A 22,928-nucleotide genomic window follows, 5' to 3' on the forward strand; every position below is an offset into this window, starting at 1 on the left:
GCCGGTCTAATCTTCCAGATTCTTGGCTACCATACGAACCAGGAAGATCGCCACGATATTGGCGAGAATGATCGCAATCACCCCACCGGCGGAGGCAGTGCCTACGTCAAAATCCAGCAACGCACGAATGTAAATCAGGTAAGCCAGATTGGTCGTCGCCAAGCCAGGCCCACCGGAGGTGGTGACGAAAATTTCGGCAAAGATGGTCAGCAGGAAGATCATCTCGATCATGATCACCACGCTGATGGCACGCTTTAGATGCGGCAGAGTGATAAAGAAGAAAATCGCCACCGGCCCTGCGCCGTCCATCCGCGCCGCTTCCACCTGATCCTCATCCAGCGATTGCATGGCAGTAAGCAGAATCAGCAGTGCAAATGGCAGCCACTGCCATGCAACGATGATCACAATCGACGTCAGCGGTAGCGAGGAGAACCAATCGACAGCGGGCAGGCCAATGGACTCAGACAGCCACGCCAGCACCCCGTTAGAGGGATGCATCATCATGTTTTTCCACACCAGGGCACTTACGGTGGGCATTACAAAAAAAGGTGAGATCGCCAGCACACGAGCGATCCCGCGCCCCGCAAACTCCTGCTGAAACAGCACCGCCAGCAGGGTACCGCCCACCACGGTAATCGCCAGTACCCATCCCACCAGCAGCAGCGTGTTGCCCATAGCGGCCCATAGGGCAGGGTCGGTGAGAAGGTATTCATAGTTTTCCAACCCGGCAAAGCCAGTCATACCGGGCATTAGCAGGTTATAACGCTGGAAGGAGAACCATAGCGTCATACCCAGTGGCACAATCATCCAAAGCAATAGCAACGTTACAGCAGGCGCTTGAAGCGAAAGCGTCCGTAGCCCGCCGACCGTCCGGCCAGAAGCACGTGTTTTATTCATGGAAATACCTGCAGAAACAGTGTGGGGGCAATGCCTGCCGGGTTAGCCAAGGCAGGCACTGCGGGTCACATCAGTCTAGATAACCGGCACGCTGCATGGTGCGTTCGGTGGCACGCTGAGCACTGTCTAGCGCCTGCTCCACCGTGGTGTCACCGGTCAACGCCGCGGCAATGGTTTGGCCTACCTGAGTGCCGATCGACTGGAACTCTGGAATGCCCACAAACTGCACGCCCACATAGGGATTGGGTTCCAGGGTGGAGTCGGTAGGATCGGCGTCTTGAATAGCCTTCAGCACGAAGTCTGCAAAGGGGGCTGCTTCGGTGTACTGCTCATTGGCGTAGGTCGACTCACGAGTACCGGGGGGGACACTGGTCCAGCCTTCGGTTTCACCGACCAGCTCAATGTACTCTTGCGAGGTCGCCCAGGTAATAAACTCAAGCGCCGCTTCCTGATTCTCTGAAGAGGCTGGGATAGCTAGCGCCCAGGACCACAACCAGTGTGAGCCTTTGGGTGTTTCTGCCACGGGTGCTGGGGCAAAGCCTAAGCTGTCCGCCACATCGGACTCATTGCCGTCATACAGCTTGCCCGCTGCCGAGGTGGCATCTACCCACATCGCGCAATTACCGCGGGAGAACAGCGCCAGGTTTTCGTTAAAGCCGTTGGAACTAGCGCCTGGCGGGCCGTAGTCGTTGAGCAGATCGACATAAAACTGGATAGCGTTGACCCAGGCTTCAGAGTTGAGTTCAGGGTTCCACTCTTCGTCAAACCAGCGACCGCCGTAGGTATTCACCAGTGTGGAAACAAAGGCCATGTTTTCGCCCCAACCTGGTTTACCACGCAGGCAGATCCCTGCTACCCCCTCTTCACTGCCGTGCAGCTCGCCCGCCCACTCACGCACCTCTTCCCAGGTGGGCTGATCGCTCATTTCAATACCCGCTTTCTCAAACAGATCCTGACGGTAGTACATCATTGAGCTTTCGGCGTAGAAAGGCAGCGCATGCAACGTGCCATCCAAGCTCAAACCATCGCGCACTGAGGTCAGTAGATCGTCTTCGTTATAGTCGTCGGGCAGATTATCCAGGGGGGACAGCCAGCCGCGCTCTGCCCAGATAGGCACTTCGTAAGTGCCGATGGTCATCACGTCGAACTGGCCGCCATCGGTGGCAATATCGGTGGTCATCCGCTGACGTAGCACGTTCTCCTCGAGCACCACCCAGTCCAGGGTGATATCGGGGTGAGCTTCTTCGAAAGCCTCGGTGAGGCTCTGCATGATCACCATATCGTTGTTATTGACCGTAGCCACGGTAATTTCGGTTTGCGCCTGGGCATGGCCCGACATGGCAATGGCGGCCGCTAGCGTGGTAACGGGCAAGTGACGTGCGAGTCGCATAAAGCACTCCTATGGGCTGGTATTGGCATTGTTGTCGCCTTGATCTTATTGATCATCTATCGAACAAATGATCGTACGTAAGCCAAAAAAAAGCAAAGCTGATTAGCTTAGACTTTACGCTAATTCATTACCTCTAACGCATGTTGCAGTGCACCCACTTAGGTTTTAAAGACCTAGAGCGGTTTGAAAGCCCTAGAGTGCTTCAACGATCTGCCGAGCAGCCACTTCGTCAGTCACCAAGCCCTTCAGCCAGCCGCCGCGCAACGCGGCGTGAATCGCCGGGGCTTTTTCGCGGCCACCGGCAATCGCCACCATATGATGCTTACCAAAACGTTCCAGGGGAAGGCTGGTAACTCGCCGCGTAATCGAACAGTCGATCACCTCGCCGTCACGGTTCAGCGGCCAGCCTAGCAACTCCCCTACCGCTTTCAGTCCCAGCAGTTCATCCAGCTCGCTTTCGCTAATAAAATGGTCTTGAAACAGCGTGGCCTGGCGGTCGATGCGCCCAACGCCGATAAAGGCAGCTTCTGACTGCCGCGCCACATCGGCAATCGCCGTAAAGAGACGCTGGGCCAGCATTGCCTCTTTTTCAGCCAGCGACTCTGCCACCACCGGCGCGGGCAGTAAAAAGCGCTCACCACCGGTTTTATCCGCCATCACCATTACTGCATCGTAGCGGTTGGCCGAACCATCTCGGGCGACATTACCCACCAGCGACACAAAGCGATGCTGGGGCCGCTCAACACGACTAAGTGCTTCCACCGCTGCCCGCACCGAACGCCCGGTGCCTAGCGACAGAGTCAACGGTTCGCTGCGTTCAACCAGCTGCGCAATGCGCTCGGCAGCGGCGACTGCCAGGTAGGAGGCGGCGCCGTCGGCTGCGTGGCTATCGGCAGGTACCACTTCACAGAAGGTCAAGCCAAAGTGATCACGCAGCGTGCTGCCCAGCGCCATACAGTTAGAGATAGGATGATCAATATGTACTTTGACTAACCCCTCCTGGCGAGCCAACGCCAATAAACGCTGCACACCGGGTCTTGAGACACCCAGTTGGCTGGCGATCTCATCCTGAGTCATTCCACCTACATAGGACATCCACGCGGCTCTGGCCGCCTGATCCAGCTTTACCTCAAATTTATCCATAGGATGGCTCATCTAACAGTCGTGGGTAAACGTCATAAAAGCATCATCATACAAAGCCAAGCCCGCGACCAGTAGTCGCCTATCCGCTAACATAGCCAGAGTTCAACGTTTCACACTGGATTGATCGTTTGGAGGTACAGTATGTATAAGCTCGCATTTTTTGTCCCCGTAGAAGATGCCGAAAGCGTTAAGCAGGCGGTATTCGAAGCCGGAGCCGGGCGTATAGGAGCGTACGAACACGCCTGTTTTCAAACCCGAGGCACGGGGCAGTTTCGCCCAACGGAAGGCGCCCACCCGCACATCGGCTCGGTGGGCAGTTTGGAAAAGGTCGAAGAGTTCAAAGTCGAACTGCTCTGCGATGAAGCGCACATTCACGGCGCCATCGCGGCCTTGAAGCTTGCCCACCCCTACGAAGAAGTCGCTTATGATGTGTGGCAACTCGCCGACCTATAACCAGACTTTTAAATAAAGTATTACGCACTGCCAAAGTAACGCTCACGATCTTCTGGCGTTACCATGCTGATATGCAGCGGAAATTCATTGCGGGGGCGGTCGGCGTAAAAATGCTTGAGGGTGCGTTCAATCGTCATGAAGGCCAGCTCATCCCAAGGGATTTCATGCTCTTCGAACAGCGCGACTTCAAGGCTTTCCGGCCCGGCGCTGAAGCCGCCGACTAGCTCGGCACGAAAAATCATATAAACCTGATTGATATGCGGCAGGTCAATCAGGGTGTAGAGGTTGGCCAGTTCGACCTCGGCACAGGCCTCTTCACGGGTCTCTCTGGAAGCTGCCTGCTGGGTTGATTCGGCATTTTCCATATAGCCGGCGGGCAGTGTCCAGTAGCCTTTGCGCGGTGAAATCGCCCGCTTACAGAGCAGTACTTTACTACCGCTGACGGGCAGCGTGCCGGCCACGATGCGAGGGTTCTGGTAGTGAATCGTGCCGCAGGCATCGCACAAGTAGCGAGGCCGGTCATCGCCTTCCGGGACGGCAAAACGTACTTTATCACCACACTGGCTGCAAAAGTTCATCGCGTATTCTCAACGGCTAGTGAATAGAAGCCTCGACGCGCTTGACGCCAATGACCGCTGCTGGGTAAAAGAGAACAAAGTAACGGGATACCCCATGTTAGAGAAACTGCGTAAACAGCTGCAACAGCTGACTCCTCAACGCTTGGATCACATCGTGATGCCCGAGGCCGCCGTGCTGTTGCCGATTGTCGAGCGCCCAGCGCCTACCTTGCTGTTTACCCGGCGGGCCAGCCATTTGAGCACCCATAGCGGCCAAGTGGCGTTCCCAGGCGGCAAGCGCGAGCCCTTTGATAGCGACCTTTACGCCACGGCACTGCGCGAGGCAGAAGAGGAGATTGCCCTCGACCCCGCTCTGGTGCAACCCCTGGGGCGGCTGTCGGACGTTATTTCGCTGCACGGTATTCGCGTTACCCCCTGGGTGGGCATTATTCCGCCGGATTTACCGCTGATTGCCGACCCCGGCGAGCTAGACGCTATTTTTGAAGTGCCGCTAAGTCACTTTCTAGACGATCACCGCACCCATACCGACGTGATTACCGTGGATGGCGTTGCCCACTACGTGCCCAGCTATCATGTGGACGGCCATGTGATCTGGGGATTATCTGCCATGATGCTGGTCGAGTTACTGGCCGAGGGCTTCGGTATGCCAATTGATTTATATCAGCGCCCCCAGGGGCCGCTGCGCCACCACCCTGAGCGCAAAAACCGCCTATCGACACCCTCGACAACCGTTTCCAGTTCGGCGCCATCGAGATCCAACCAATGACACCCAGTGTTGCTACATCTTCACCTGCGCTTCAGCCCACGACGCAGGTCGCTCTTGTGGATGCGCTGGTTGAACAGGGCTGGTATGTGGGCCGCGGGGTTATTGACCTGGAGCTATGCGGCGCGCTGAATAATGAGCTTCTACACCGGGCGGCCTATAACGGACTGGATGAAGCGGGCATTGGCCGCGGTCAACAGCACCTGCTGCGTAAAGATATCCGCGGTGACGCTATTCACTGGCTTGATCGAGAAAGCGCTGCCCAGCGGCGTTACTTAGACGCCATGAGCGAGCTACAGCAGGCGCTTAACCACGCGCTGTTTTTGGGCTTATTTGAGTACGAAGCCCACTTTGCCCACTACCCGCCGGGGGCTTTTTATCAGCGCCACCTGGATAGCTTTCGTGGTCGCGCTAACCGCGTGATATCCACGGTCGGCTATTTGACGCCGGACTGGCCCAGCGACGGTGGCGGTGAGATGGTGATCTACCATCCGGACGACCCCAGCCAAGAGGTCGCCCGGGTGGTACCCGAAGCGGGTACCTTCGCCTGCTTCTTGTCTGAGACCATTCCCCACGAAGTACTGCCTACTCGCTGCCCGCGTACCAGCATCGCGGGCTGGTTTCGGCGCAATGCATCGCTTGGTGGGGTGTTGGATCCAGCACGCTAGCGCTGCACGATCGTTTAGCTAATCGGCACAATCTGGCCATTCGCTCGCTCTAATATTTCACTTACCTGCTCGTAGTTGGCGCTGAAGGCACCACTACCGTCATGCTTTTCAATTAAGCCAACAACGTTTAACAGCGTTTCCATACCAAATACTTGTTCATCCGTCGCAGTGAAGGCTTGTATGTAACGCTTCCCCCCTTCACCCCAGCCGACTTTGATTGGTGAATCGATAATATTGACCTGAGTGCCTACCGGTACCCGCCAGAAGACCGACTCAATATCTTCCGGGTGCATTCGTATACAGCCACGGCTGGCACGCATACCGATGCCATCTGGCTGGTTAGTGCCATGGATCAGGTAACCGGGAATATCCAGCAAAATAGCGTATTCACCCAAGGGATTATCGGCGCCAGGGGGAACCACCGCAGGGGCTGGGTCGCCCCGCTCGGCGGCTTCACGACGAATCGACTCAGGTGGATACCAGGCCGGGTTTTCAAGCCGCATGGTGGTTTCGGTAATTCCCAGCGGGGTGTTATAAGCATCCCGCCCGATACCAATAGGGTATGTTTCGACCCGCGGCGTCTCGCCCTCTGCTACCTCGGGGTAGTAGTAAAGGCGTAGCTCTGCCACGTTAATCACAATGCCGCTACGCGTCTCATCGGGAAGAATATACTGCCCGGGGATCGTCACCTCGGTGCCTTCTCCCGGTACCCAGAGGCTGGTATCCGGGTTGGCCATACGAATCTCTTCGTAGCCCACGTTGTGTGCCCGGGCAATATCCAGCAGCGTATCCTCTTCGGTCGCCGTGACGGTATACATCTGGCCCACCATATTGCCCTCTTCAGGCAGCAGAAAATGCCCTTTGGGCAGCTCGCTGCTATCGGCCACTGCGCTTGAGGCTAATAGCCAAGCGCCTAGCGCAACGCTACTGACGCAGAGCTGCTTAATAATCTGCAAAGGGTGGGAAGTCATGGTCTGGGGTCTCCTTTTTATGCGACCTCACTTTTATCAAACCAAGAATAAAAAGTGAGCCATTTGGGGACGAATATGAACACTGAACGAGGGCGGGTCAACTCGACAGACTGCCGCACGACGGCGCGGTGTAGGCCCATGAGGGCGGAACAGCAGCGGTTATGTTACTTAAAAATTTCACTTGAAAGGTTGTATTTTTGAACACAGCGACTAATCTGATAGTCGTCTTGGCGCAGTGAAGCGCAAGATAGCGTCAATTATCCTAGTGCATTAAATAACCAGGGTAATTAACACACTTAGGAATAATAGTATCGGCGTTGCTATCGCTTATTTTAGACGAAGCCAATACCGCCACTATTGATTTATTCGGGTTGTTACGCGGAGTCGTTAAGCCCAATAAAATCGCAAGGAGCAAGCAAAATGAAAACGATCAAACCCGCTATTCTAGGTACGCTCATGGTTCCGGCCTTTATGTTTGCCGCTGGCAGTGTAAATGCTGAAGAGAGTACCACCACCATGGAAGCAACTTACCTGACGGAAACGCCAGAAAACACTTTCCATGCTGACGCTTTAACCGGCAACCAAGTCAAAAGCAGCGTCGAAGATGACGAAGATATCGGCACCATCACTGATCTGGTAATCGGTGAAGACGGCCAAATCAATGCTGTTGTTGTTGGCGTTGGTGGCTTCTTAGGTATGGGCGAGAAAAACGTCGCTATTGAATGGGACTCGCTTGAGCTGACCAAAAACGAAGATGACGATGATTATGTCATTACCGTTAATGCGTCAGAAGATGCGCTAGAAGCAGCTGAAGAGTACAATCGCAACGAAGACGAAGACAACAAATAAGCACCAGTCAGCAAATAAAAGCCTTGGCAATTGCCAAGGCTTTTTTAATGCCTATAACTTAAAAAAATACCTAAGAGGCTAAAATTAGTTTAGTCAACAAAATGGCTCGCGCACACTGTTTATACGCGAGCCATCTCTATTAAAAAACTATCTTCTTATAAGCAAATCACAGTCTAAAAAAAATTTAGGCCTTCAGTTTAGCCGTCATGCTAATATCCGCATTAAGTACTTTGGAAACTGGGCAATTCGCTTTAGCCGTTTCCGCTGCTTCCTGGAATGCGGCGTCGTCAGCGCCACTGATCTCAGCCTCCACGTCCAGGTGAATTTTCGAGATACTGAACCCAGCATCGCTTTGGGAAAGAGTCACTTTGGCGCTGGTTTCGATGGCGTCAGCGGTATAGCCTTTCTCGCCCAAAATCATTGAGAGCGCCATTGAGAAACAGCTGGCGTGCGCTGCGCCAATCAGCTCTTCGGGGTTGGTACCTTTTTCATCTTCAAAGCGCTTGCTGAAGGAGTACTTGGCATCTAAAACGCCACTTTCGGTTGAAACGGTGCCTTTACCATCCTTGAGACCACCTTCCCAACGTGCGCTAGCTTTACGATCCATGAACAACTCCTTGTGTGTGCGATTATGCATAGACATGTTATCAGACAAGGCCTAACGGCAGTTGCCGCTCGACCACCTAACCAGCGTAGCTGATTTTCTCCTGTTCTGCCGAACCCGTGCTTCAATCACTTCCATCCCCTTCTATTCGGCCTTAAGCTAGTTAGCTACCTAACTGGATCACCTCTTGAACGTTAAGGACTCGCCATGTCGTCGGCTGATGCGCTGCGCTTGATACTGCTCTCTTCGCTATGGGGCCTGTCATTTATCTTTATGCGCGTGGCCGCCCCCGAATTCGGTGCAGTGCCTTTAGTGCTGGTGCGCATGGGCATTGGCGCGCTGCTATTGATGCCGCTGCTGATCAGCCTGCACTACCTGAGACTCATCTGGCAGCATAAGGGGCCGCTGCTGTTTTTAGGGGTAGTCAATCACGTACTGCCTTTTTCACTGCTGGCACTTGCCACCACGCGCCTTGAAGCGGGCTTTACCTCGCTGATTAATGCCACCACGCCGATTTTCACTGCACTAATTGGTGCGCTATTCTTCGCTACCGCGATACAGCGCCAGCAGTACCTAGGACTTGCCTTGGCACTCCTGGGTGTTTATGTGCTCTCTGCCGATCGGCTCGATTTTGCCCTGGGCGGCGACGGCTGGTTCATTTTGGCCGTTTTAGGCGCCACGTTTTGCTACGGTATTGCGGGCAACTACTCAAAAACACGCCTTGGCCATCTACCAACCCGTGTGCTGGCCGCAGGCAGCAGCGCCATGTCGGCGCTGGTGCTGATGATTCCCGGCATATTGCTGTGGCCAAGCGAACCCATTAGCCCACTGGCGTGGGGCAATGCCTTGGCCTTGGCTGCGCTTAGCACCACGCTGGCTTTTCTGCTCTACTTTGGCTTACTCGCCAGCGCGGGCGCTACTGCCACCTCAACGGTCACTTTTCTGGTGCCGGTGAGCGCGCTGATATGGGGCTATCTGCTGCTTGGCGAAACGCTCAACCTTCAGATTATCGCCGGTATGGTGATAACCCTTATCGGCACGGCGATTGCCACTAAGCTGCTGCGCATTAAGCGTCGCGAGTCGCCGCCGCCAGTCTATCCCCCACACGAATAACGCTGCCTGCGCCTTCAAGCAGCGTGGCATTTTGGCCAAAATGCGCGCCTTTAAGGTTGGGTTGCGTATTGAGTTCAATCAAGGTTTTTAGCGGTTCAGCAGGGGCAGGCACTGCCGCCGTATGCTGATCGATGGTGGTGATTTTGCAGCGCTTACAGGGCTTACGTAACGCTAGCTGAAAGGTGCCGTTTTGCTGAGTCAACGTTGCCCAGCGATCTTCCGCCCACGCCTCGTCACTCTCTACGACGATATTGGGCCGAAAGCGGTTCATGGGCACAGGAGCATGCCCGCCTGCCACTAACGCTTGATTTAGAGCGTCTAACGACCCCGTAGTGGCAACCAAAAAAGGGTAACCGTCGGAAAAGTAGGTATGCGCCGCCCCGCCATCAAGGAAATCCTCTTCAACGGCACGGGTAAACTCGGTAGCAAAGCGCACCATGCTAAACCCCTGAACCTGCTCGCCTAGGGCGGCGACCAACCAGCGCGATACTTCATCGCTCTCCGGCAGAGCTTTGCAGTGGTCATTCCACACGCTGACCAGGCGCAAATTTCCCTCTGGCTCGGCCAGCGGTACGCTCATAGGCTCGACGTTAGGATGCGACAGCACCAAGTGCTCATCGGTCAGCGCGACCTCAACGGTGGCAAGCGCCGGGAGTTGGCGTTGGGTCACAAAACGCTGCTGCGCGTCTACCAGCATCCAGCGGCGATCCCAGGCTAGCCCGTGCTCTTGCAGCTCGCTTTGAGTCACGCTGATGCCTTTTAGCGATTTGACGGGGTAAATATTGAGTTGAGTAATCTGCACGACGGCCTCGCGACAAATGTAAAAGGCTACTTTAGTCATTTACGCCGCTAACGGCTACTTGATAACGCGCTCTATAAGGTCATCCCCACTTCAATACGATAGCCCAAATCAACCACTTTTTGGGTCTGCTTCTCACCGCGAAGCCGCGCTAATAGCTCCCCCGCAGCTGCTTCACCGATGGCCTGACGGGGGGTGACCACACTGGCTAGGCGTGGTGTCATTACATGGCCTACATCGTGGCCGTGGAAGCCCGCCAGCGCCATCTGCCCTGGTACGTCAATGCCCCGCCGCTGACACTCGAAATAGGCCCCAACCGCGACGTCATCGTTGGTGCAGAACAGACCATCCGCCGTGGAGTAGTCAGTGATCACCTGTTGCAGCAGCGCCGCTCCCACACTGTAAGAGGAGCGCTGGGTGCTCTGCAGGGTAACGGGCGTCAAGCCGTGCTCTTCCATGGCGCGGCGATAGCCCTGTTCGCGCTGGCGAGTACGCTCATCCAAGCGTACCGCCAGATATATCACCTGGCGTCGACCCCGTATGATCATCTCGCTGACCATGTCGTAGGCAGCTTGAACGTTGTCGTAGCCCACCGCCTGCTGTAGCGGAGGGCGGTGGGTATCCATGATTTCTACAATCGGAATACCGGCGGTTTCCAGCATTCGCAGGCTGCGCGAAGTATGGTCACGATCTGACAGAATGATGCCGTCGACATTATAGGAGAGCAGCGATGCCAGGCTGCGCTCTTCAAGCTCTGGGCTATAGCCATAGTGAGAAAGCATCAGGTGATACCCCGCCGGCTCCGTCAGCGTTTCGATACCGAGGATAACATCGGCGAATACCTGGTTGGTAAGCGATGGTACCAGCACCCCGATAGAGTGGCTGGTCGATCTGGAAAGCAGATCCGGCGCACGGTTGGGAATATAACCAATCTGTTCGGCAATCGAGAAGATGCGTTCGCGCAGGCCTTCCGAGACCGTTTCAGGGTCACGCAGGCAGCGGCTTACCGTCATTTTGGTAGCCCCTACGTGGTCGGCAATATCCTGCAGGGTGGGACGTTTTTTCTTCAAAAAGTAACTGCCTTATTCAAGGTGTAAGCATTGAGGTCTTCCCTAAAGCTGACCCCAATGCTTATTTTTCCTTTAACTTACTTCCTTTAAATGGGCGAGCGGCTGGGCGTCGGTAGCGTGGCAGCAAATTGCGTAATGATCGCTTGGGGCGATAAGGCAATCGAGGCATTGAAGGCCTCCTCTTCACTGGGCGGTTCCAGGTCGGCCAGTTGACTGGCCAACATGGTATCGCCTTTGAAGAAGTGCCCAGCCCGGGTTTCAAGCCGTTCAAGCAGTAGCTCCCGGCTGCCCTCTAAATAGAGAATCTGCAGCGCTGGGTCACCTTGCCGCAGCCGATCACGGTAGCGCTTTTTTAATCCGGAGCAGGCAATCACCAGTGACTCCCCCCTTGCCCGATACTCGGCAAACAGCGCCGCCAAGGTGTCCAACCACTCACTCCGATCATCGTCGTTGAGCGGCTTGCCACTGGCCATTTTGGCCACGTTGGCGGGTGAGTGATAGTCATCACCATCGATAAACGTGGCACCCAGAGTCAACGCCAACTGGTGACCAATGTGCGACTTTCCGGAGCCGGACACGCCCATCACCAAAATACGATGCGAGTGGGTCTTCACTGCGGCTCTCCTATTCATTACCAAGAACCTTAATTGCCGCGCACGGCGGTAAGATCAGGCAGCCAAGTCACGATGCCTGGGAAAGCGATCAGAATTACCAGCACGACTAAGAGCGCCACATAGTAAGGCAGCATGGCTTTGACTAACGACTCCATGGAGACTTTACCCACACCACAACCTACGTAAAGGCAGGTACCTACCGGCGGGGTTAGCAGCCCAATGCCCAATACAAACGCCATCAGTACGCCAAAGTAAGCGGCATCAACACCTACCGAAGTCACGATCGGTGCCAGCATGGGCGCCATGATGACCATGGCCGGCGTTAAGTCCATTACGAAACCTACCAACAGCAGCAAAGTCGCCACAATCAGCAGCAGCATAAACGGATCTTGAGTGATCGCTTGCACTTGGCTGACCAGGGTTTGTGGCACCATATTGATGGTAAGGAACCAAGCAATAACCGTCGCAAACGCTAGCAGCATCATCACCATGCCGGTCAAACGAGCAGTGCGAATCAGCATACCGCCGAGCTCTTTGATCTTGAACTCACGGTAAACCACCAGCGAAATAGCCAGCGCATAAAGCAGTGCCGCCACGGCCGCTTCGGTGGCGGTAAATACGCCGCCAATAATACCGCCAATCACGATGACCGGCAGAACAAGTGCAAGCCAAGCATCTTTGAAGGCTTTCCAGAGACGATCCCAGCGGAACTGCTGCACGCCGCCGCCATCCTTTTTGGCAAGAATATAGGTGGTCACCATCAGCGCAAAGCCAATCAACAGCCCTGGAATGATACCGGCTATAAACAGGCGGCTAATCGAGGTTTCAGTGACGATGCCGTACAGAATCAGCGGGATGGAGGGCGGAATAATAATTCCGATCACCGACGACACGGTATTGATTGCGGTAGCATTAGCTGCGGTGTAGCCCTGCTCTTTCATAGAGGGAATCATCATCGCACCAGTAGCGGCCGTATCGGCCACCGCTGACCCACTGATGCCGCCAAAGAACATCGAACCGGTAATGGCAACCTGCCCTAGCCCGCCGCGCATAAAGCCGACCATAGCGCCAGCCAGTTCCATCAAGCGACGAGCAATACCGCCATTACTCATCACCTCACCGACTAAAATAAAGAACGGAATGGCGAGCAGCGGAAAGCTGTTCACCCCACGAATCGACTGCTCGATCATAATCGACAGCGGAATATCTGAGAGTACCGCCATGACCAGCGCCGCCACGCCTAAACCAAAGGCAATGGGCAGCCCAATAACGATAGAGACCAATAAAATGGCCAGGAAAATCCATAGCATGATTAGCGCTCCCGCTCAGAGTGGCGAATAACGTTAAGGCTGACCCACATTCGCCACACCGCTACCACCGCAATAAAGATGACACACAGCACCAGAGAAAGGCTGATAAAACTCAATGGCACATCCATAATCGCTGAGCGCCCGCTTGAACGCGACAGCACTTGGTAGCCACCCCAAATCATTACCACCATTAGGCCGGTAATAATTAGGTGCTGCAGTAAATAGAGCATGTGTGCCAAGCGCAGCGGCAAGCGCCGTACTAAGGCATCAACGGCAATGTGCTCGTAACGGGAAAACGCCGCAGCGGCCCCGATAAACACCAGCCATATAAACAGCATGCGCGCCAGCTCATCGGCCCAGGGCAGTGAGTAATTAAACAGCGCGCGCCCTACCACGTTGCAAGAAACGGACACAATCAACGCCACTAAAATAACGCCGATAAGATACTCCATACCTAAGGTTAGCCAGCGGAACAGTGCAGGGCCTTGGCGGGTATCGGTATCGATTTCCAGCAACTTGCGATTGGGGTCATCCAGATACACCGATGGATCTTCAATCGGCGTGGGGATATTTGGGGGTGTAGAGGAGAGTGACATAGGAGCTCCAGAAGCACTGACACGTTGGGCAGGCTCGATGGCCTGCCCAACGGTGCGCTAAACGTAAGGTTTAGTTGCTGCTCTCTTCAACGATCTTTTGAATGTCGGCGATCAGGTCTTCGCCAATACGCGGCGCCCACTCTTCATAAACCGGTTGAACGGCATCTTGGAACGCGGCTAACTGCTCGTCGTCCAGGCGAGTAATTTCCATTCCTCGCTCTGCTAGCTGATCCCGAGACCAGTCATCATACTCAGCAGACAGCTGAATTTCATATTCAGCGGACTGGCGAGCGGCTTCCAGCACCAACTCTTGATACTCAGGCGCCATGCGATCCCAAGTACGCTCGGAAAGCATCATGATAAAGGGAGTATAGACGTGGCGTGTTTCAGTGCCATAGTCCTGCACTTCGTTGAAGTTAGAGGTCAGGATGGTGCTCCAGGGGTTTTCCTGACCATCAACCACGCCCTGTTCCATGGCGGAGAACAGCTCACCAAAGGCCATTGGCGTGGGGTTGGCACCTAAGGCTTCCCAAATCGCTAGGTGTACCGGGTTTTCCATGGTACGAACGCTTAAACCGCGCACATCTAGACCTGCAACGTCATCAGGACTAGCCACCGGTCGAGCGCTGTTCGAAAGCTGACGATAGCCATTTTCAGAGAAAGCGAGTGCTTTCAGACCGGTGCCTTCAAAGGCGTCCAGCATGTCCTGGGCAACATCGCTCTGCATGACCGCTACAGCGGCTTCACGACTAGGTAGCAGGAAGGGCAGATCAAAAGCGGCCAGTTCTTCAACGTAACCCGTGGTGGCTGAGCTCGACGGATAGGTCATATCCAGCGTACCGGTTTGTAGCATCTCCATCATTTGAACGTCGTCGCCTAACTGACTGTTAGGGAAAACGTTAACAGTGATGCGGCCGTCGGTGCGCTGCTCCAGAATCTCACCAAAGTATTGGCTGGATAGGTACTGCGGAGAGCTTTCCGCCAGGCCGATCCCCATGCGCAAAGTATGCGAGCCGTGGTCGCCGACTACCTCGCCTTCAATTTCAGGCGGATCAGAGAGCTCCGGGCTTTGGGCATGGGCCATACCAAATGTCAGGGTGGTCGCGCCGACTAAGGTCAGCGTGTTGCGCCAAATAGAGGTCATAGCGTTGTCTCCAAATACTCATTGTTGTTAATGACTGGGTTGTTAATAGCTGAGTCGTTAATAGCGATGTTGTTAATGGCCGATTCAATGAACGGCAATTTGTTACCGGTAACATTGAGTATGCGAAGGCTAGCTACCTGCCTTGTGCGTGTCAAAACAAAACTGCCAACTTACGACCAACGTCTAGGGATAGCCACTAACTGCTTCCCGCGCTACATTAGGCGATGTATTTCGGATCGGAACCATACTTGTGCAACCATCTTGTAGCGAATTAGAGCTCGATCACCAACTTTGCTTTGCGCTCTATTCAACCTCGTTGATGATGACCAAAGTTTATAAACCCTTGCTCAAAAAGCTGGGACTTACTTACCCGCAATACCTGGCGATGCTAGTGCTGTGGCAAAACGATGGCATCACGGTAGGCACAATGAGTAAGCGCCTACTAACCGATCCTGGCTCACTGACGCCACTGCTCAAGCGCCTTGAAGCCGATCAGTTGTTGAATCGCAAACGCAGCCACGAAGACGAACGCGTGGTCGAGCTTTATCTCACTGAAAAAGGCAAAGCGTTGCGCGAACAGGCGTGCCATATTCCAAGCTGTGTGGTGCATGCCAGCGAGCAATCGATCGAGGCACTGACCACGCTGAAAGAGGACTTAGTGCGGCTGCGTGATAGCCTGCAAAAGAACCAATAGCCTTCGCTTTCTAGCGCAGGGCATAGAGATTTATTCACCATTTATATTGCGCGCAAAATAAAGCTGCGCTAAGTTAATAGCGCAGATTCATAATGAAAACACCGACAGGAGATACAGAATGACGACCACTATTGAAAACGTTGTTTATCGTGCCCACGCCACTGCTACTGGCGGCCGTGAAGGCCAGGCCAAATCGTCCGATGGCGCGCTGGATGTTAAACTCAGCACGCCCAAAGAGCTGGGCGGCGCAGGCGGTGATGGCACCAATCCTGAGCAGCTATTTGCTGCTGGCTACTCGGCCTGCTTTTTAGGTGCGCTTAAGCATGTCGCTGGCCAGGAGAAAGTAAAGCTTCCTCAGGATACGAAAATTGATGGCCACGTAGGTATCGGCGCCATTCCTACCGGCTTTGGCATCGAAGTCGAGCTAAAAATCAGTCTGCCCGGCCTTGAGCAAGACGTTGCCCAGCAGTTGGTCGAGAAAGCCCATGTTGTCTGCCCCTACTCCAATGCCACCCGTGGCAATATTAATGTCACCCTGACACTGGTCTAAGCGTCGTTACCTAGATTAATCATTTAGTGCCCACGCCACCGCTCTCTGTGCATGCAGAGCGGTGGTGTCGTAAAGGGGTACCTTGGTATCACGCTGGCCCACCAGCATGGCGATTTCAGTACAGCCTAAAATCACCGCCTGGGCGCCATGAGCATGCAGGGAGTCAATGATTGCCAAGTAGCGCTGCCGCGATACATCTTCTATACGGCCCTGGCAGAGTTCATCAAAGATCACCCGATGAATAGTGTCGCGCTCAGACTGATCGGGCACCACGACTTCAATACCGAACTGCTTTTCTAAGCGGCCAATATAAAAGTCCTGCTCCATGGTAAAGCGCGTACCCAATAGGCCAACGCGAGTGATTCCGTCGGCGGTGAGCTGTTCAGCCGTGGCATCGGCAATATGCAGCAGCGGAATAGTCACTGCCTGCTCAATAGCGGGCGCCACTTTATGCATGGTGTTGGTGGCAATCAGCAGGCAGTCGGCACCCGCGCGCTCGACGCTTTGGGCAGCGCTGGCCAGCAATTCACCAGCAGCGTGCCAATCGCCCTGCTGCTGGAGCGCTTCAATTTCGGCAAAATCGACGCTAACCATCACGATCTTAGCCGAATGGAAGCCACCTAGCGCTGCTTTTACGCCCTCATTTAAGGCTCGGTAGTAGCCTTGGGTAGATTCCCAACTCATACCGCCTAGCACACCAATAACACGCATCCGCCACCTCTTTGAGAAAATGCACTACTTTATTATCAGGCTAAGCACTAGCTAACCCTTGTAGCCGCTTTGTCACCGATAGAATATTTATAGCGAGGAAACTAATGAGCGACAACACCTATACTCCCCCGAGCGTTTGGAAGTGGGAACCTGGCAACGGCGGTAAATTTGCCAATATCAATCGCCCAATCGCAGGCCCTACCCATGACAAGGCGCTGCCAGTAGGCAAACACCCTCTTCAGCTCTACTCCCTTGCCACACCCAACGGTGTCAAAGTCACCGTGATGCTGGAAGAGCTGCTGGAGAAAGGCGTAGCAGGCGCCGAGTACGACGCTTATCTGATTCAAATTGGCGAAGGCGGTCAGTTCAGCAGCGGCTTTGTCGAGGTGAACCCCAACTCCAAAATTCCCGCACTGATGGATCACTCTACCAATCCCCCCCAGCGGGTGTTTGAGTCTGGCGCAATCCTGCTCTATTTGGCTGAAAAATTTGGCGAGTTCTTACCCAGCGACCCGGCGAAACGCACCGAGTGTCTCTCCTGGCTGTTCTGGCAAATGGGCAGCGCACCGATGTTAGGCGGTGGCTTTGGCCACTTTTACGCTTACGCACCGGAAAAGTATCAGTACCCGATTGACCGCTACACCATGGAAGTAAAACGCCAGCTTGATGTGCTTGACCGCCACTTGGCGGAAAACCGCTTTATGGCGGGTGATGAGTACACCATTGCCGATATGGCGATTCACCCCTGGTATGGCGCACTAGTGAAAAATCGCGTTTACGAAGCGGCTGAATTCTTGGAAGCCCATACCTACAAGAACGTTCTGCGCTGGACAGAAGAGATTGATGAACGTCCCGCCGTTAAACGTGGCCGTATGGTCAACCGCTCTTTTGGCGAGCCGCACGAGCAGTTGCATGAACGTCATGATGCCAGCGACTTTGAGCTTCGCACACAAGATAAGCTGGCTGATAGCGAGTAATTAGTCACCCAAAAAAGGGCCTACGCTTGAACTCTCAGCGTAGGCCCCGGTGCAGCATCAATACTCCAAGCCGAGTTCTGTTTAACGAGAAAAACTAAACTGACTCAATCCGCGAGTTATTCAACGCGTAATTCCAAACTCGATAGAAGTAGAAAATATACCCTAAACCAAAGGTGACCAGCGAAATCAACATCCATAGGATGATATGGCCGATATTGCTGAACAGGTTGATATCGCAAACCATTTTTCGCTCGACGCCAGTGCTGGCATCAACTAGCGATGTGCGATTGATGACAAACCGCGCAAACGAATAGGGAAAGAAAAATAACGCTATGCCAAACGTGATAATACTCAACACCACCCAGACAAGTAGATGGCCAATGATATCTAGAATGGAGAGGTCGGCTTTGATCTTCACAGGTTGCCCTTAGTATGCGTGGAAAGCGGCAGAGAGTAACACCGCAAGCCCCAACCGTGAATTATAAATTAATATAAATTAGGGAAGCTGTCGTTTACTCTCCCACCACTCGGCATAGGAACTGTTATGGGGCGCCAAACCGCCTTCATCGGGGGCGTCATCATCCCACCATACCGGGCCACGCTCTCCGAGGGCTTCTTTGGCGTTCTGCACCATGTTGCGGGCTTGGCGAAGCGCATCTTCATCGTCTTGCTGCTGGGCTGTCCTAACCGCCCGACGGGCTTTCATCAATGCTTTGATATGGGTTCGCTTTTCGTCTTCATCTAAGCGCGGGTCAGTGCAGCGCCAAAGCCGATTTTTGGCGACAAAATAGCGTCCATCGGGAGTGTGAGGATACTTGTTAGCCATAAGCAATACTCCTTTCCCGTTGGGCGCTTCTACTCACCTCATTTCACCTAACCGTTTAGAAGCGCTTAGATAGCGTGATAGAGCCGAATTTATCCTGCTCTTCCTGGCCGTCAAATTCACGTGAGCGCTGAACTGCCGCGTAAGTGACTTGCCAATCTTCCCAGGCCAGCGCCAGCCCTGCTGATACGTCGCCTACCCACTCTTTGCGATCAACCGAGTGGCTATTTCTAAACGTATTGCCGTCAAGCGTCAGGTTTTGCGCCATGTAGTAACCGTCTACGCTGGCAAACAGGTACCACTGCCACCCCTCTTTACCGGTCATGTGGTAGCGGCTACCAGGGCTTGGCGTTAGCGTAGGAATGCTAGGCGCCTCATCACCCCAGCGAACGCTATACCCGGCGCTTGCATAGGTGTAAAGGTTGCCCAAAGCGGCGCTAACGCTGGGGCCATGGGCAAACTGCTTACCCATCAAAGGGGAGCTATACCACCACTGGCGACGCATGGCGACGTTGACGATGGCTTCATCGCCAAGCTGGTTATCCCAACCGCTGGGGCGGTCGCTTTCGGTGATGCGGTGCACTTCGCGTTGAATGCTATCGGCAAGCGACGAAGGCCCTACCAAACCAATATCCAGGTGCAGGTCAGTCGCTTGGCGCCAATTGCCCATGGGCACGTCTTCGTAAAGTGAGATACCGCCGTAAACAATCCCGGCGTAGGGGCGATCATCTTCAATCAGTCCACGCTGCTCAATATTGTTTGGCGTATAAATCTGATGCACCAAACGAAAAGCTGCCATATCAGCGCTGCCAATAAGGCTATCGGGTAAAGCGGTGGCCAAGCGTTGCGTCCAGCTTTGTGCTTCAGGCTGAAACGTCCAATTGAGTTCAAAGCCACTGGTAAAGTGGCCATCATCGCTGCTGGCCATGCCATCATTTGCGTGCTTAATCGAGAGGACACTATCGTCGGCTTGTGCCAGCGTTGACAGCAGGGTTACTACAGCCACTAGCGGTAGCAGCTGCCATCGTAGAGGGGGGGTATCTTTCATTGCTCGTTCCTTGAGATTGTCCTGGGGAGTGTTTTTTGGGGCTGTGTTTTGAGGCCACTTTTGAAGAACATCAACAAACATTGTTGATTGTATGTAATTGTGCAAAAAGATAGCAAGCATACTTTTACTGTCTTCTACAGAAAAGAGCTAAGTCACTAACATCAAAGGGTGGCTTGTAGGCCACCCCTTCTGCTGTCATTTGTTTAGATTTATTAGCGTAGTCGACTAGAGTAAAGTTGGTAGGCTAATGACTTAGTTGAATCACTATCTGTCGCGCAGAAGCCACTGCGGAGTGATTTCATGTTGGCCGTTTTCATCGGTAATAAACAGCGATCCTTCGCTGATCATTACTGCCCAGTTAATCGCCCGAGGCAGGTCTTTAGCGATAATCGCTAGGGCCTCTTGTGGCAGCCCCGCCACATGCACATTTTTCAGTGATGCCACGCTGGGCAACACTTTACTCTCCCATTGATCTACCCGGCCGTAAGCAAGTAGCGACACGCGCTCTGCCCTACGTGAGCACCAGGTAATCCGCTCGGCATCGGGCAAACCCACTTCGATCCAGTGCAGTAGGCGACCGTCTAGGCTTTTCTCCCACAGTGCCGGTTCATCTACATCTGAAAGCCCACGCCCGAAGGCCAGCGTCTCGCTGTACCACAACACATAAGCAAGCAAGCGCGCGGTCATGCGCTCTTCGGTCTCTGACGGATGGCGAGCCACGGTAAAGCGCAGCGTTTCATACACCCCGCGATCCAGATCGGTCAGATTGATATCAACTTTGTAGGGCGTTGCACTAAGAGCCATGAAAATGTCCAAACGAAATTTGCGTCAGTGTACCCGATGGTGGGTGTCTCTGGTGAATAGTCTGACAGGTTAAGCTTTGCGGTGATCGTCCGTGACTGTGCCATTTTTCAGCGTATCGGCCTCGTGCATGGGCTCATGCCATGGCTCTTCGAGCGCGGCTTGATACCAAGTTTGCATTGCTGGCAGCGCTAGCAAGCGCTCGACATATGCCTGGGATTTCTCATGGATCGGCAGGTTGAATGTCTGCACGCGAAACGCCACAGGCGCATAAAACGCATCTACTGCTGAGAAGTGCTCACCCGCTAAAAACGGCCCGCCAAAGCGCTCACTCCCCTGCTGCCATAGCGCATCCAAGCGTGCCACATCGGCCTTAAGATTGGCCGATAAGCTATTCAATTCCACCCGCATACCGCAGTTCATTGGACACTCGTCGCGCAGGGCGCTAAAGCCGCTGTGCATCTCTGCTGTGGCTGAGCGCGCCCAGGCGCGGGCGGTTTTATCACTCGGCCAAACATTAGCGTGCTGCTCGGCCAGATACTCGATAATCGCCAGGGAGTCCCACACCGCCAGCTCGCCTTCATCCGTCACATCCACCAAGCAGGGCACCAAACCTGAAGGTGAGAAGCGAATGAAGGTGGCATGGCTTGCACCCAAACCACCCTCGAACGGCATCAGGTGTTCGTTAAACGGAATCTCCAGCGCTTTCATCAGCACCCAAGGGCGCAGCGACCAAGAAGAGTAATTCTTGTTGGCAATATAGAGATCAAACATGCAGCGCTCCTTATGTGGGAAATCGAATTAGCCGATCAATTAGGCAGCCACCTTAACGTGCTGCCTGAGCCAGTGTATTACCGCCTAATCCCATTAATACGCCACCGCCAATGCGCTGTATGAGCTGGGAGGAGCCATGGGATTTTTTTAGCCACTCACGCAACGGGCTGGCCAGCAGCACCACAACAACATCCGCTGATGAGAACAGCACATTAGTGGCGATACCTAACCAGAGCAGTTGCCACGCTACCGGCATAGCGCTCTCGGGCTGCACAAATTGAGGCAGAAACGCAACAAAGAAAAGCGCGGTTTTAGGGTTGAGCACCTCCACCAAAAAACTGTCGCGAAGCACGCGTTTAGTGGTTGCCAGCGGCACCTCATCATTATGGGCACGAATGCCCTGCTGCCATAGCCTCAGCCCCATCCAGAGTAAATAAAGCCCACCGATGATTTTCATGGCGATATAAGCAGGCGGAATCGCTGCAAACAGCAGCGCCAAGCCCAATGCGGCCGCCACCACATGAACGTAGCAGCCCATATGCACACCCATGACCGCTAACCATCCTGCTCGTCGGCCGCGCCCCAGGGTTTGCGCTGCGGTATACAGCATTGCAGGCCCAGGGAGATAGGCGAAACCCAGCGCGGCGAGGATGAATGCGGCCCATTGCATATTGGCGATTCTCTTGAAGGTAATGGTTAGGTTTCGAGAATAAAACGGGGGTGACGTAAGCGCCACCCCCTAAATAAGTAAAGCTGGAATGAGGCGTGGTTTAGAAGTTAGCTTTACGCTTTTCAACAAAGGCTGACATGCCCTCTTTCTGCTCGTCACCGGCAAAGCAGAAGGCGAACAAGCTGGTTTCCAGTGCCAGTGCACTATCCAGATCCTGATCCATTCCATCGTGAACGGCCTGCTTGGCACCACGCACTGATTGCGGGCCGTTGCCTTTGAGTTGCTTGGTAAGCTCCTCAGCGTAGCTTTCCAGCTCCGCTTGCGGCATCACGCGATTGACTAGGCCGATACGCAGCGCCTCTTGGGCATCGATTTTGCGCCCGGTAGTCACCAGGTCAATCGCCATGGCAGGGCCAACGCGACGTGGTAGGCGCTGGGTGCCGCCAAAACCGGGGATGACGCCCAGCAGTACTTCAGGCTGGCCGAATACGGCGTTGTCACTGGCTACGGCCCAGTCGCAGGCCAGCGCCAATTCGCAGCCGCCGCCAAGGCAAAACCCGTTCACCAGCGCGACCACCGGCACGGGGAGAGTCTCTAGGCGTTTAATAGTACGCAGCGCTTGGCTGGCGAAAACTCGCGCTTCTTCGGGCGTTTTTTCACGCATTTCAGTGATATCAGCACCCGCGACGAAAGACTTCTCGCCCGCACCGGTAATCAGCACGGCGCGCAGGTTCGGGTGAGCCTCAAGCTCTACTAAGTGCGCTTCCAGTGCGGCAAGCACTTCGCTGTTTAACGCATTCAGTGCTTTGGGACGATTGATGGTCAGACGCACCATCCCATGGTTATCAACCTTTTCGATCACTGCTTCGCTCATGGCGGACTCCTTATTTGATTTGTTATGGAACATTAAAGTGAACA

28 protein-coding genes are annotated in these 22,928 nt (G+C 54.3%); 8 read left to right on the forward strand and 20 right to left on the reverse strand.

Going from position 1 to position 22,928, the window contains the following annotated elements; all coding sequences use genetic code 11:
* Positions 1-6 precede the first annotated feature (6 nt).
* From ACW17M_RS09935 to ACW17M_RS09945, 3 genes are all read right to left on the reverse strand, one after another.
* The gene (locus tag ACW17M_RS09935) at positions 7-897 is read right to left on the reverse strand and encodes a carbohydrate ABC transporter permease (RefSeq protein WP_009287276.1); all 891 of its coding nucleotides are present in this window, start codon (positions 895-897) and stop codon (positions 7-9) included.
* Between the two features lie 70 nt (positions 898-967).
* The gene (locus tag ACW17M_RS09940; protein ID WP_022520499.1) at positions 968-2,287 is read right to left on the reverse strand and encodes an ABC transporter substrate-binding protein; all 1,320 of its coding nucleotides are present in this window, start codon (positions 2,285-2,287) and stop codon (positions 968-970) included.
* Between the two features lie 192 nt (positions 2,288-2,479).
* Positions 2,480-3,430: a sugar-binding transcriptional regulator gene (locus ACW17M_RS09945; protein WP_022520500.1), complete on the reverse strand. Its 951-nt coding sequence runs from the start codon at positions 3,428-3,430 to the stop codon at positions 2,480-2,482.
* Positions 3,431-3,571: 141 nt separating this feature from the next.
* Between ACW17M_RS09945 and ACW17M_RS09950 the strand changes: the two genes are divergently transcribed.
* Positions 3,572-3,883, forward strand: a complete 312-nt coding sequence (locus ACW17M_RS09950; RefSeq protein ID WP_022520501.1) for a hypothetical protein — start codon at positions 3,572-3,574, stop codon at positions 3,881-3,883.
* A 20-nt stretch (positions 3,884-3,903) separates the two neighbouring features.
* On the opposite strand, the gene ACW17M_RS09955 is transcribed toward ACW17M_RS09950, so the two are convergent.
* Positions 3,904-4,461 (reverse strand): NUDIX hydrolase, encoded by a 558-nt coding sequence (locus ACW17M_RS09955; RefSeq protein ID WP_022520502.1) that lies wholly within the window; start codon positions 4,459-4,461, stop codon positions 3,904-3,906.
* A 94-nt stretch (positions 4,462-4,555) separates the two neighbouring features.
* Between ACW17M_RS09955 and ACW17M_RS09960 the strand changes: the two genes are divergently transcribed.
* Positions 4,556-5,227 carry a CoA pyrophosphatase gene (locus ACW17M_RS09960; protein ID WP_022520503.1) on the forward strand — a complete coding sequence of 224 codons (672 nt, stop codon included), beginning with the start codon at positions 4,556-4,558 and terminating at the stop codon, positions 5,225-5,227.
* On the forward strand, positions 5,224-5,892 hold the full coding sequence (locus ACW17M_RS09965) for a 2OG-Fe(II) oxygenase (RefSeq protein WP_022520504.1): 669 nt from the start codon (positions 5,224-5,226) through the stop codon (positions 5,890-5,892). Before ACW17M_RS09960 ends, ACW17M_RS09965 begins: the two co-directional genes overlap by 4 nt.
* Before the next feature lie 14 nt (positions 5,893-5,906).
* Here ACW17M_RS09965 and ACW17M_RS09970 read toward each other — a convergent pair whose 3' ends face one another.
* Positions 5,907-6,863 carry a L,D-transpeptidase family protein gene (locus ACW17M_RS09970; RefSeq protein WP_190373709.1) on the reverse strand — a complete coding sequence of 319 codons (957 nt, stop codon included), beginning with the start codon at positions 6,861-6,863 and terminating at the stop codon, positions 5,907-5,909.
* A 420-nt stretch (positions 6,864-7,283) separates the two neighbouring features.
* Here ACW17M_RS09970 and ACW17M_RS09975 point away from each other — a divergent pair, with 420 nt between their 5' ends.
* Positions 7,284-7,712, forward strand: coding sequence for a PRC-barrel domain-containing protein (locus ACW17M_RS09975; RefSeq protein ID WP_138799955.1), 429 nt, complete (start codon positions 7,284-7,286; stop codon positions 7,710-7,712).
* 184 nt (positions 7,713-7,896) lie between these two features.
* Here the strand turns inward: ACW17M_RS09975 and ACW17M_RS09980 are convergent, their stop codons facing one another.
* Entirely contained in the window at positions 7,897-8,319 is a 423-nt protein-coding gene (locus ACW17M_RS09980; protein WP_027959781.1) for an OsmC family protein, read from the reverse strand.
* A 204-nt stretch (positions 8,320-8,523) separates the two neighbouring features.
* On the opposite strand from ACW17M_RS09980, the gene ACW17M_RS09985 reads away from it, so the two are divergent.
* On the forward strand, positions 8,524-9,429 hold the full coding sequence (locus tag ACW17M_RS09985) for a DMT family transporter (protein WP_022520509.1): 906 nt from the start codon (positions 8,524-8,526) through the stop codon (positions 9,427-9,429).
* Here the strand turns inward: ACW17M_RS09985 and ACW17M_RS09990 are convergent.
* The 6 genes from ACW17M_RS09990 to ACW17M_RS10015 form a co-directional block, all read right to left on the reverse strand.
* Positions 9,383-10,231 (reverse strand): MOSC domain-containing protein, encoded by an 849-nt coding sequence (locus ACW17M_RS09990; protein WP_027959783.1) that lies wholly within the window; start codon positions 10,229-10,231, stop codon positions 9,383-9,385. The genes ACW17M_RS09985 and ACW17M_RS09990 overlap by 47 nt on opposite strands.
* A gap of 71 nt (positions 10,232-10,302) precedes the next feature.
* Positions 10,303-11,298: a gluconate operon transcriptional repressor GntR gene (gntR, locus tag ACW17M_RS09995; protein ID WP_400668786.1), complete on the reverse strand. Its 996-nt coding sequence runs from the start codon at positions 11,296-11,298 to the stop codon at positions 10,303-10,305.
* A gap of 86 nt (positions 11,299-11,384) precedes the next feature.
* Positions 11,385-11,912, reverse strand: coding sequence for a gluconokinase (locus ACW17M_RS10000; RefSeq protein WP_022520512.1), 528 nt, complete (start codon positions 11,910-11,912; stop codon positions 11,385-11,387).
* A gap of 29 nt (positions 11,913-11,941) precedes the next feature.
* Entirely contained in the window at positions 11,942-13,222 is a 1,281-nt protein-coding gene (locus tag ACW17M_RS10005; RefSeq protein WP_009287268.1) for a TRAP transporter large permease, read from the reverse strand.
* Positions 13,223-13,224: 2 nt separating this feature from the next.
* Positions 13,225-13,818, reverse strand: a complete 594-nt coding sequence (locus tag ACW17M_RS10010; protein WP_457547333.1) for a TRAP transporter small permease — start codon at positions 13,816-13,818, stop codon at positions 13,225-13,227.
* Positions 13,819-13,888: 70 nt separating this feature from the next.
* The gene (locus ACW17M_RS10015) at positions 13,889-14,962 is read right to left on the reverse strand and encodes a TRAP transporter substrate-binding protein (RefSeq protein WP_009287266.1); all 1,074 of its coding nucleotides are present in this window, start codon (positions 14,960-14,962) and stop codon (positions 13,889-13,891) included.
* Between the two features lie 250 nt (positions 14,963-15,212).
* Between ACW17M_RS10015 and ACW17M_RS10020 the strand changes: the two genes are divergently transcribed.
* Together ACW17M_RS10020 and ACW17M_RS10025 are read left to right on the forward strand one after the other, a co-directional pair.
* Positions 15,213-15,656, forward strand: coding sequence for a MarR family winged helix-turn-helix transcriptional regulator (locus ACW17M_RS10020; protein WP_022520513.1), 444 nt, complete (start codon positions 15,213-15,215; stop codon positions 15,654-15,656).
* Positions 15,657-15,774: 118 nt separating this feature from the next.
* Positions 15,775-16,206, forward strand: a complete 432-nt coding sequence (locus ACW17M_RS10025) for an organic hydroperoxide resistance protein (RefSeq protein WP_022520514.1) — start codon at positions 15,775-15,777, stop codon at positions 16,204-16,206.
* A 15-nt stretch (positions 16,207-16,221) separates the two neighbouring features.
* On the opposite strand, the gene ACW17M_RS10030 is transcribed toward ACW17M_RS10025, so the two are convergent.
* Positions 16,222-16,917, reverse strand: coding sequence for an aspartate/glutamate racemase family protein (locus ACW17M_RS10030; RefSeq protein ID WP_138799953.1), 696 nt, complete (start codon positions 16,915-16,917; stop codon positions 16,222-16,224).
* Positions 16,918-17,021: 104 nt separating this feature from the next.
* On the opposite strand from ACW17M_RS10030, the gene yghU reads away from it, so the two are divergent.
* Positions 17,022-17,894, forward strand: a complete 873-nt coding sequence (gene yghU / locus ACW17M_RS10035; RefSeq protein WP_027959787.1) for a glutathione-dependent disulfide-bond oxidoreductase — start codon at positions 17,022-17,024, stop codon at positions 17,892-17,894.
* Positions 17,895-17,988: 94 nt separating this feature from the next.
* Here yghU and ACW17M_RS10040 read toward each other — a convergent pair whose 3' ends face one another.
* The 7 genes from ACW17M_RS10040 to ACW17M_RS10070 all read right to left on the reverse strand — a co-directional run bounded on the left by ACW17M_RS10040 (position 17,989) and on the right by ACW17M_RS10070 (position 22,884).
* Positions 17,989-18,312 carry a DUF6693 family protein gene (locus tag ACW17M_RS10040; RefSeq protein WP_022520517.1) on the reverse strand — a complete coding sequence of 108 codons (324 nt, stop codon included), beginning with the start codon at positions 18,310-18,312 and terminating at the stop codon, positions 17,989-17,991.
* Between the two features lie 78 nt (positions 18,313-18,390).
* The gene (locus ACW17M_RS10045; protein ID WP_027959788.1) at positions 18,391-18,720 is read right to left on the reverse strand and encodes a hypothetical protein; all 330 of its coding nucleotides are present in this window, start codon (positions 18,718-18,720) and stop codon (positions 18,391-18,393) included.
* Between the two features lie 55 nt (positions 18,721-18,775).
* On the reverse strand, positions 18,776-19,765 hold the full coding sequence (locus ACW17M_RS10050) for a lipid A deacylase LpxR family protein (protein ID WP_041157849.1): 990 nt from the start codon (positions 19,763-19,765) through the stop codon (positions 18,776-18,778).
* A 264-nt stretch (positions 19,766-20,029) separates the two neighbouring features.
* Positions 20,030-20,569 carry a YaeQ family protein gene (locus tag ACW17M_RS10055; protein ID WP_039859297.1) on the reverse strand — a complete coding sequence of 180 codons (540 nt, stop codon included), beginning with the start codon at positions 20,567-20,569 and terminating at the stop codon, positions 20,030-20,032.
* 69 nt (positions 20,570-20,638) lie between these two features.
* Entirely contained in the window at positions 20,639-21,340 is a 702-nt protein-coding gene (locus ACW17M_RS10060) for a glutathione S-transferase family protein (protein WP_457547334.1), read from the reverse strand.
* Between the two features lie 52 nt (positions 21,341-21,392).
* Positions 21,393-22,010 (reverse strand): LysE family translocator, encoded by a 618-nt coding sequence (locus ACW17M_RS10065; RefSeq protein ID WP_027959792.1) that lies wholly within the window; start codon positions 22,008-22,010, stop codon positions 21,393-21,395.
* Between the two features lie 100 nt (positions 22,011-22,110).
* Positions 22,111-22,884 (reverse strand): enoyl-CoA hydratase-related protein, encoded by a 774-nt coding sequence (locus ACW17M_RS10070; protein WP_457547335.1) that lies wholly within the window; start codon positions 22,882-22,884, stop codon positions 22,111-22,113.
* Positions 22,885-22,928 lie beyond the last annotated feature (44 nt).

It is taken from the genome of Vreelandella sp. 2A-K22, assembly GCF_054065485.1.

Bases quoted from the DNA above. Each gene is read 5' to 3' on its own strand.
- ACW17M_RS09935 (WP_009287276.1), bottom strand. From the start codon at position 897: ATGAATAAAACACGTGCTTCTGGCCGGACGGTCGGCGGGCTACGGACG.
- ACW17M_RS09940 (WP_022520499.1), bottom strand. From the start codon at position 2,287: ATGCGACTCGCACGTCACTTGCCCGTTACCACGCTAGCGGCCGCCATT.
- ACW17M_RS09945 (WP_022520500.1), bottom strand. From the start codon at position 3,430: ATGGATAAATTTGAGGTAAAGCTGGATCAGGCGGCCAGAGCCGCGTGG.
- ACW17M_RS09950 (WP_022520501.1), top strand. From the start codon at position 3,572: ATGTATAAGCTCGCATTTTTTGTCCCCGTAGAAGATGCCGAAAGCGTT.
- ACW17M_RS09955 (WP_022520502.1), bottom strand. From the start codon at position 4,461: ATGAACTTTTGCAGCCAGTGTGGTGATAAAGTACGTTTTGCCGTCCCG.
- ACW17M_RS09960 (WP_022520503.1), top strand. From the start codon at position 4,556: ATGTTAGAGAAACTGCGTAAACAGCTGCAACAGCTGACTCCTCAACGC.
- ACW17M_RS09965 (WP_022520504.1), top strand. From the start codon at position 5,224: ATGACACCCAGTGTTGCTACATCTTCACCTGCGCTTCAGCCCACGACG.
- ACW17M_RS09970 (WP_190373709.1), bottom strand. From the start codon at position 6,863: ATGACTTCCCACCCTTTGCAGATTATTAAGCAGCTCTGCGTCAGTAGC.
- ACW17M_RS09975 (WP_138799955.1), top strand. From the start codon at position 7,284: ATGAAAACGATCAAACCCGCTATTCTAGGTACGCTCATGGTTCCGGCC.
- ACW17M_RS09980 (WP_027959781.1), bottom strand. From the start codon at position 8,319: ATGGATCGTAAAGCTAGCGCACGTTGGGAAGGTGGTCTCAAGGATGGT.
- ACW17M_RS09985 (WP_022520509.1), top strand. From the start codon at position 8,524: ATGTCGTCGGCTGATGCGCTGCGCTTGATACTGCTCTCTTCGCTATGG.
- ACW17M_RS10005 (WP_009287268.1), bottom strand. From the start codon at position 13,222: ATGCTATGGATTTTCCTGGCCATTTTATTGGTCTCTATCGTTATTGGG.
- ACW17M_RS10010 (WP_457547333.1), bottom strand. From the start codon at position 13,818: ATGTCACTCTCCTCTACACCCCCAAATATCCCCACGCCGATTGAAGAT.
- ACW17M_RS10015 (WP_009287266.1), bottom strand. From the start codon at position 14,962: ATGACCTCTATTTGGCGCAACACGCTGACCTTAGTCGGCGCGACCACC.
- ACW17M_RS10025 (WP_022520514.1), top strand. From the start codon at position 15,775: ATGACGACCACTATTGAAAACGTTGTTTATCGTGCCCACGCCACTGCT.
- ACW17M_RS10030 (WP_138799953.1), bottom strand. From the start codon at position 16,917: ATGCGTGTTATTGGTGTGCTAGGCGGTATGAGTTGGGAATCTACCCAA.
- yghU (WP_027959787.1), top strand. From the start codon at position 17,022: ATGAGCGACAACACCTATACTCCCCCGAGCGTTTGGAAGTGGGAACCT.
- ACW17M_RS10045 (WP_027959788.1), bottom strand. From the start codon at position 18,720: ATGGCTAACAAGTATCCTCACACTCCCGATGGACGCTATTTTGTCGCC.
- ACW17M_RS10050 (WP_041157849.1), bottom strand. From the start codon at position 19,765: ATGAAAGATACCCCCCCTCTACGATGGCAGCTGCTACCGCTAGTGGCT.
- ACW17M_RS10055 (WP_039859297.1), bottom strand. From the start codon at position 20,569: ATGGCTCTTAGTGCAACGCCCTACAAAGTTGATATCAATCTGACCGAT.
- ACW17M_RS10060 (WP_457547334.1), bottom strand. From the start codon at position 21,340: ATGTTTGATCTCTATATTGCCAACAAGAATTACTCTTCTTGGTCGCTG.
- ACW17M_RS10065 (WP_027959792.1), bottom strand. From the start codon at position 22,010: ATGCAATGGGCCGCATTCATCCTCGCCGCGCTGGGTTTCGCCTATCTC.
- ACW17M_RS10070 (WP_457547335.1), bottom strand. From the start codon at position 22,884: ATGAGCGAAGCAGTGATCGAAAAGGTTGATAACCATGGGATGGTGCGT.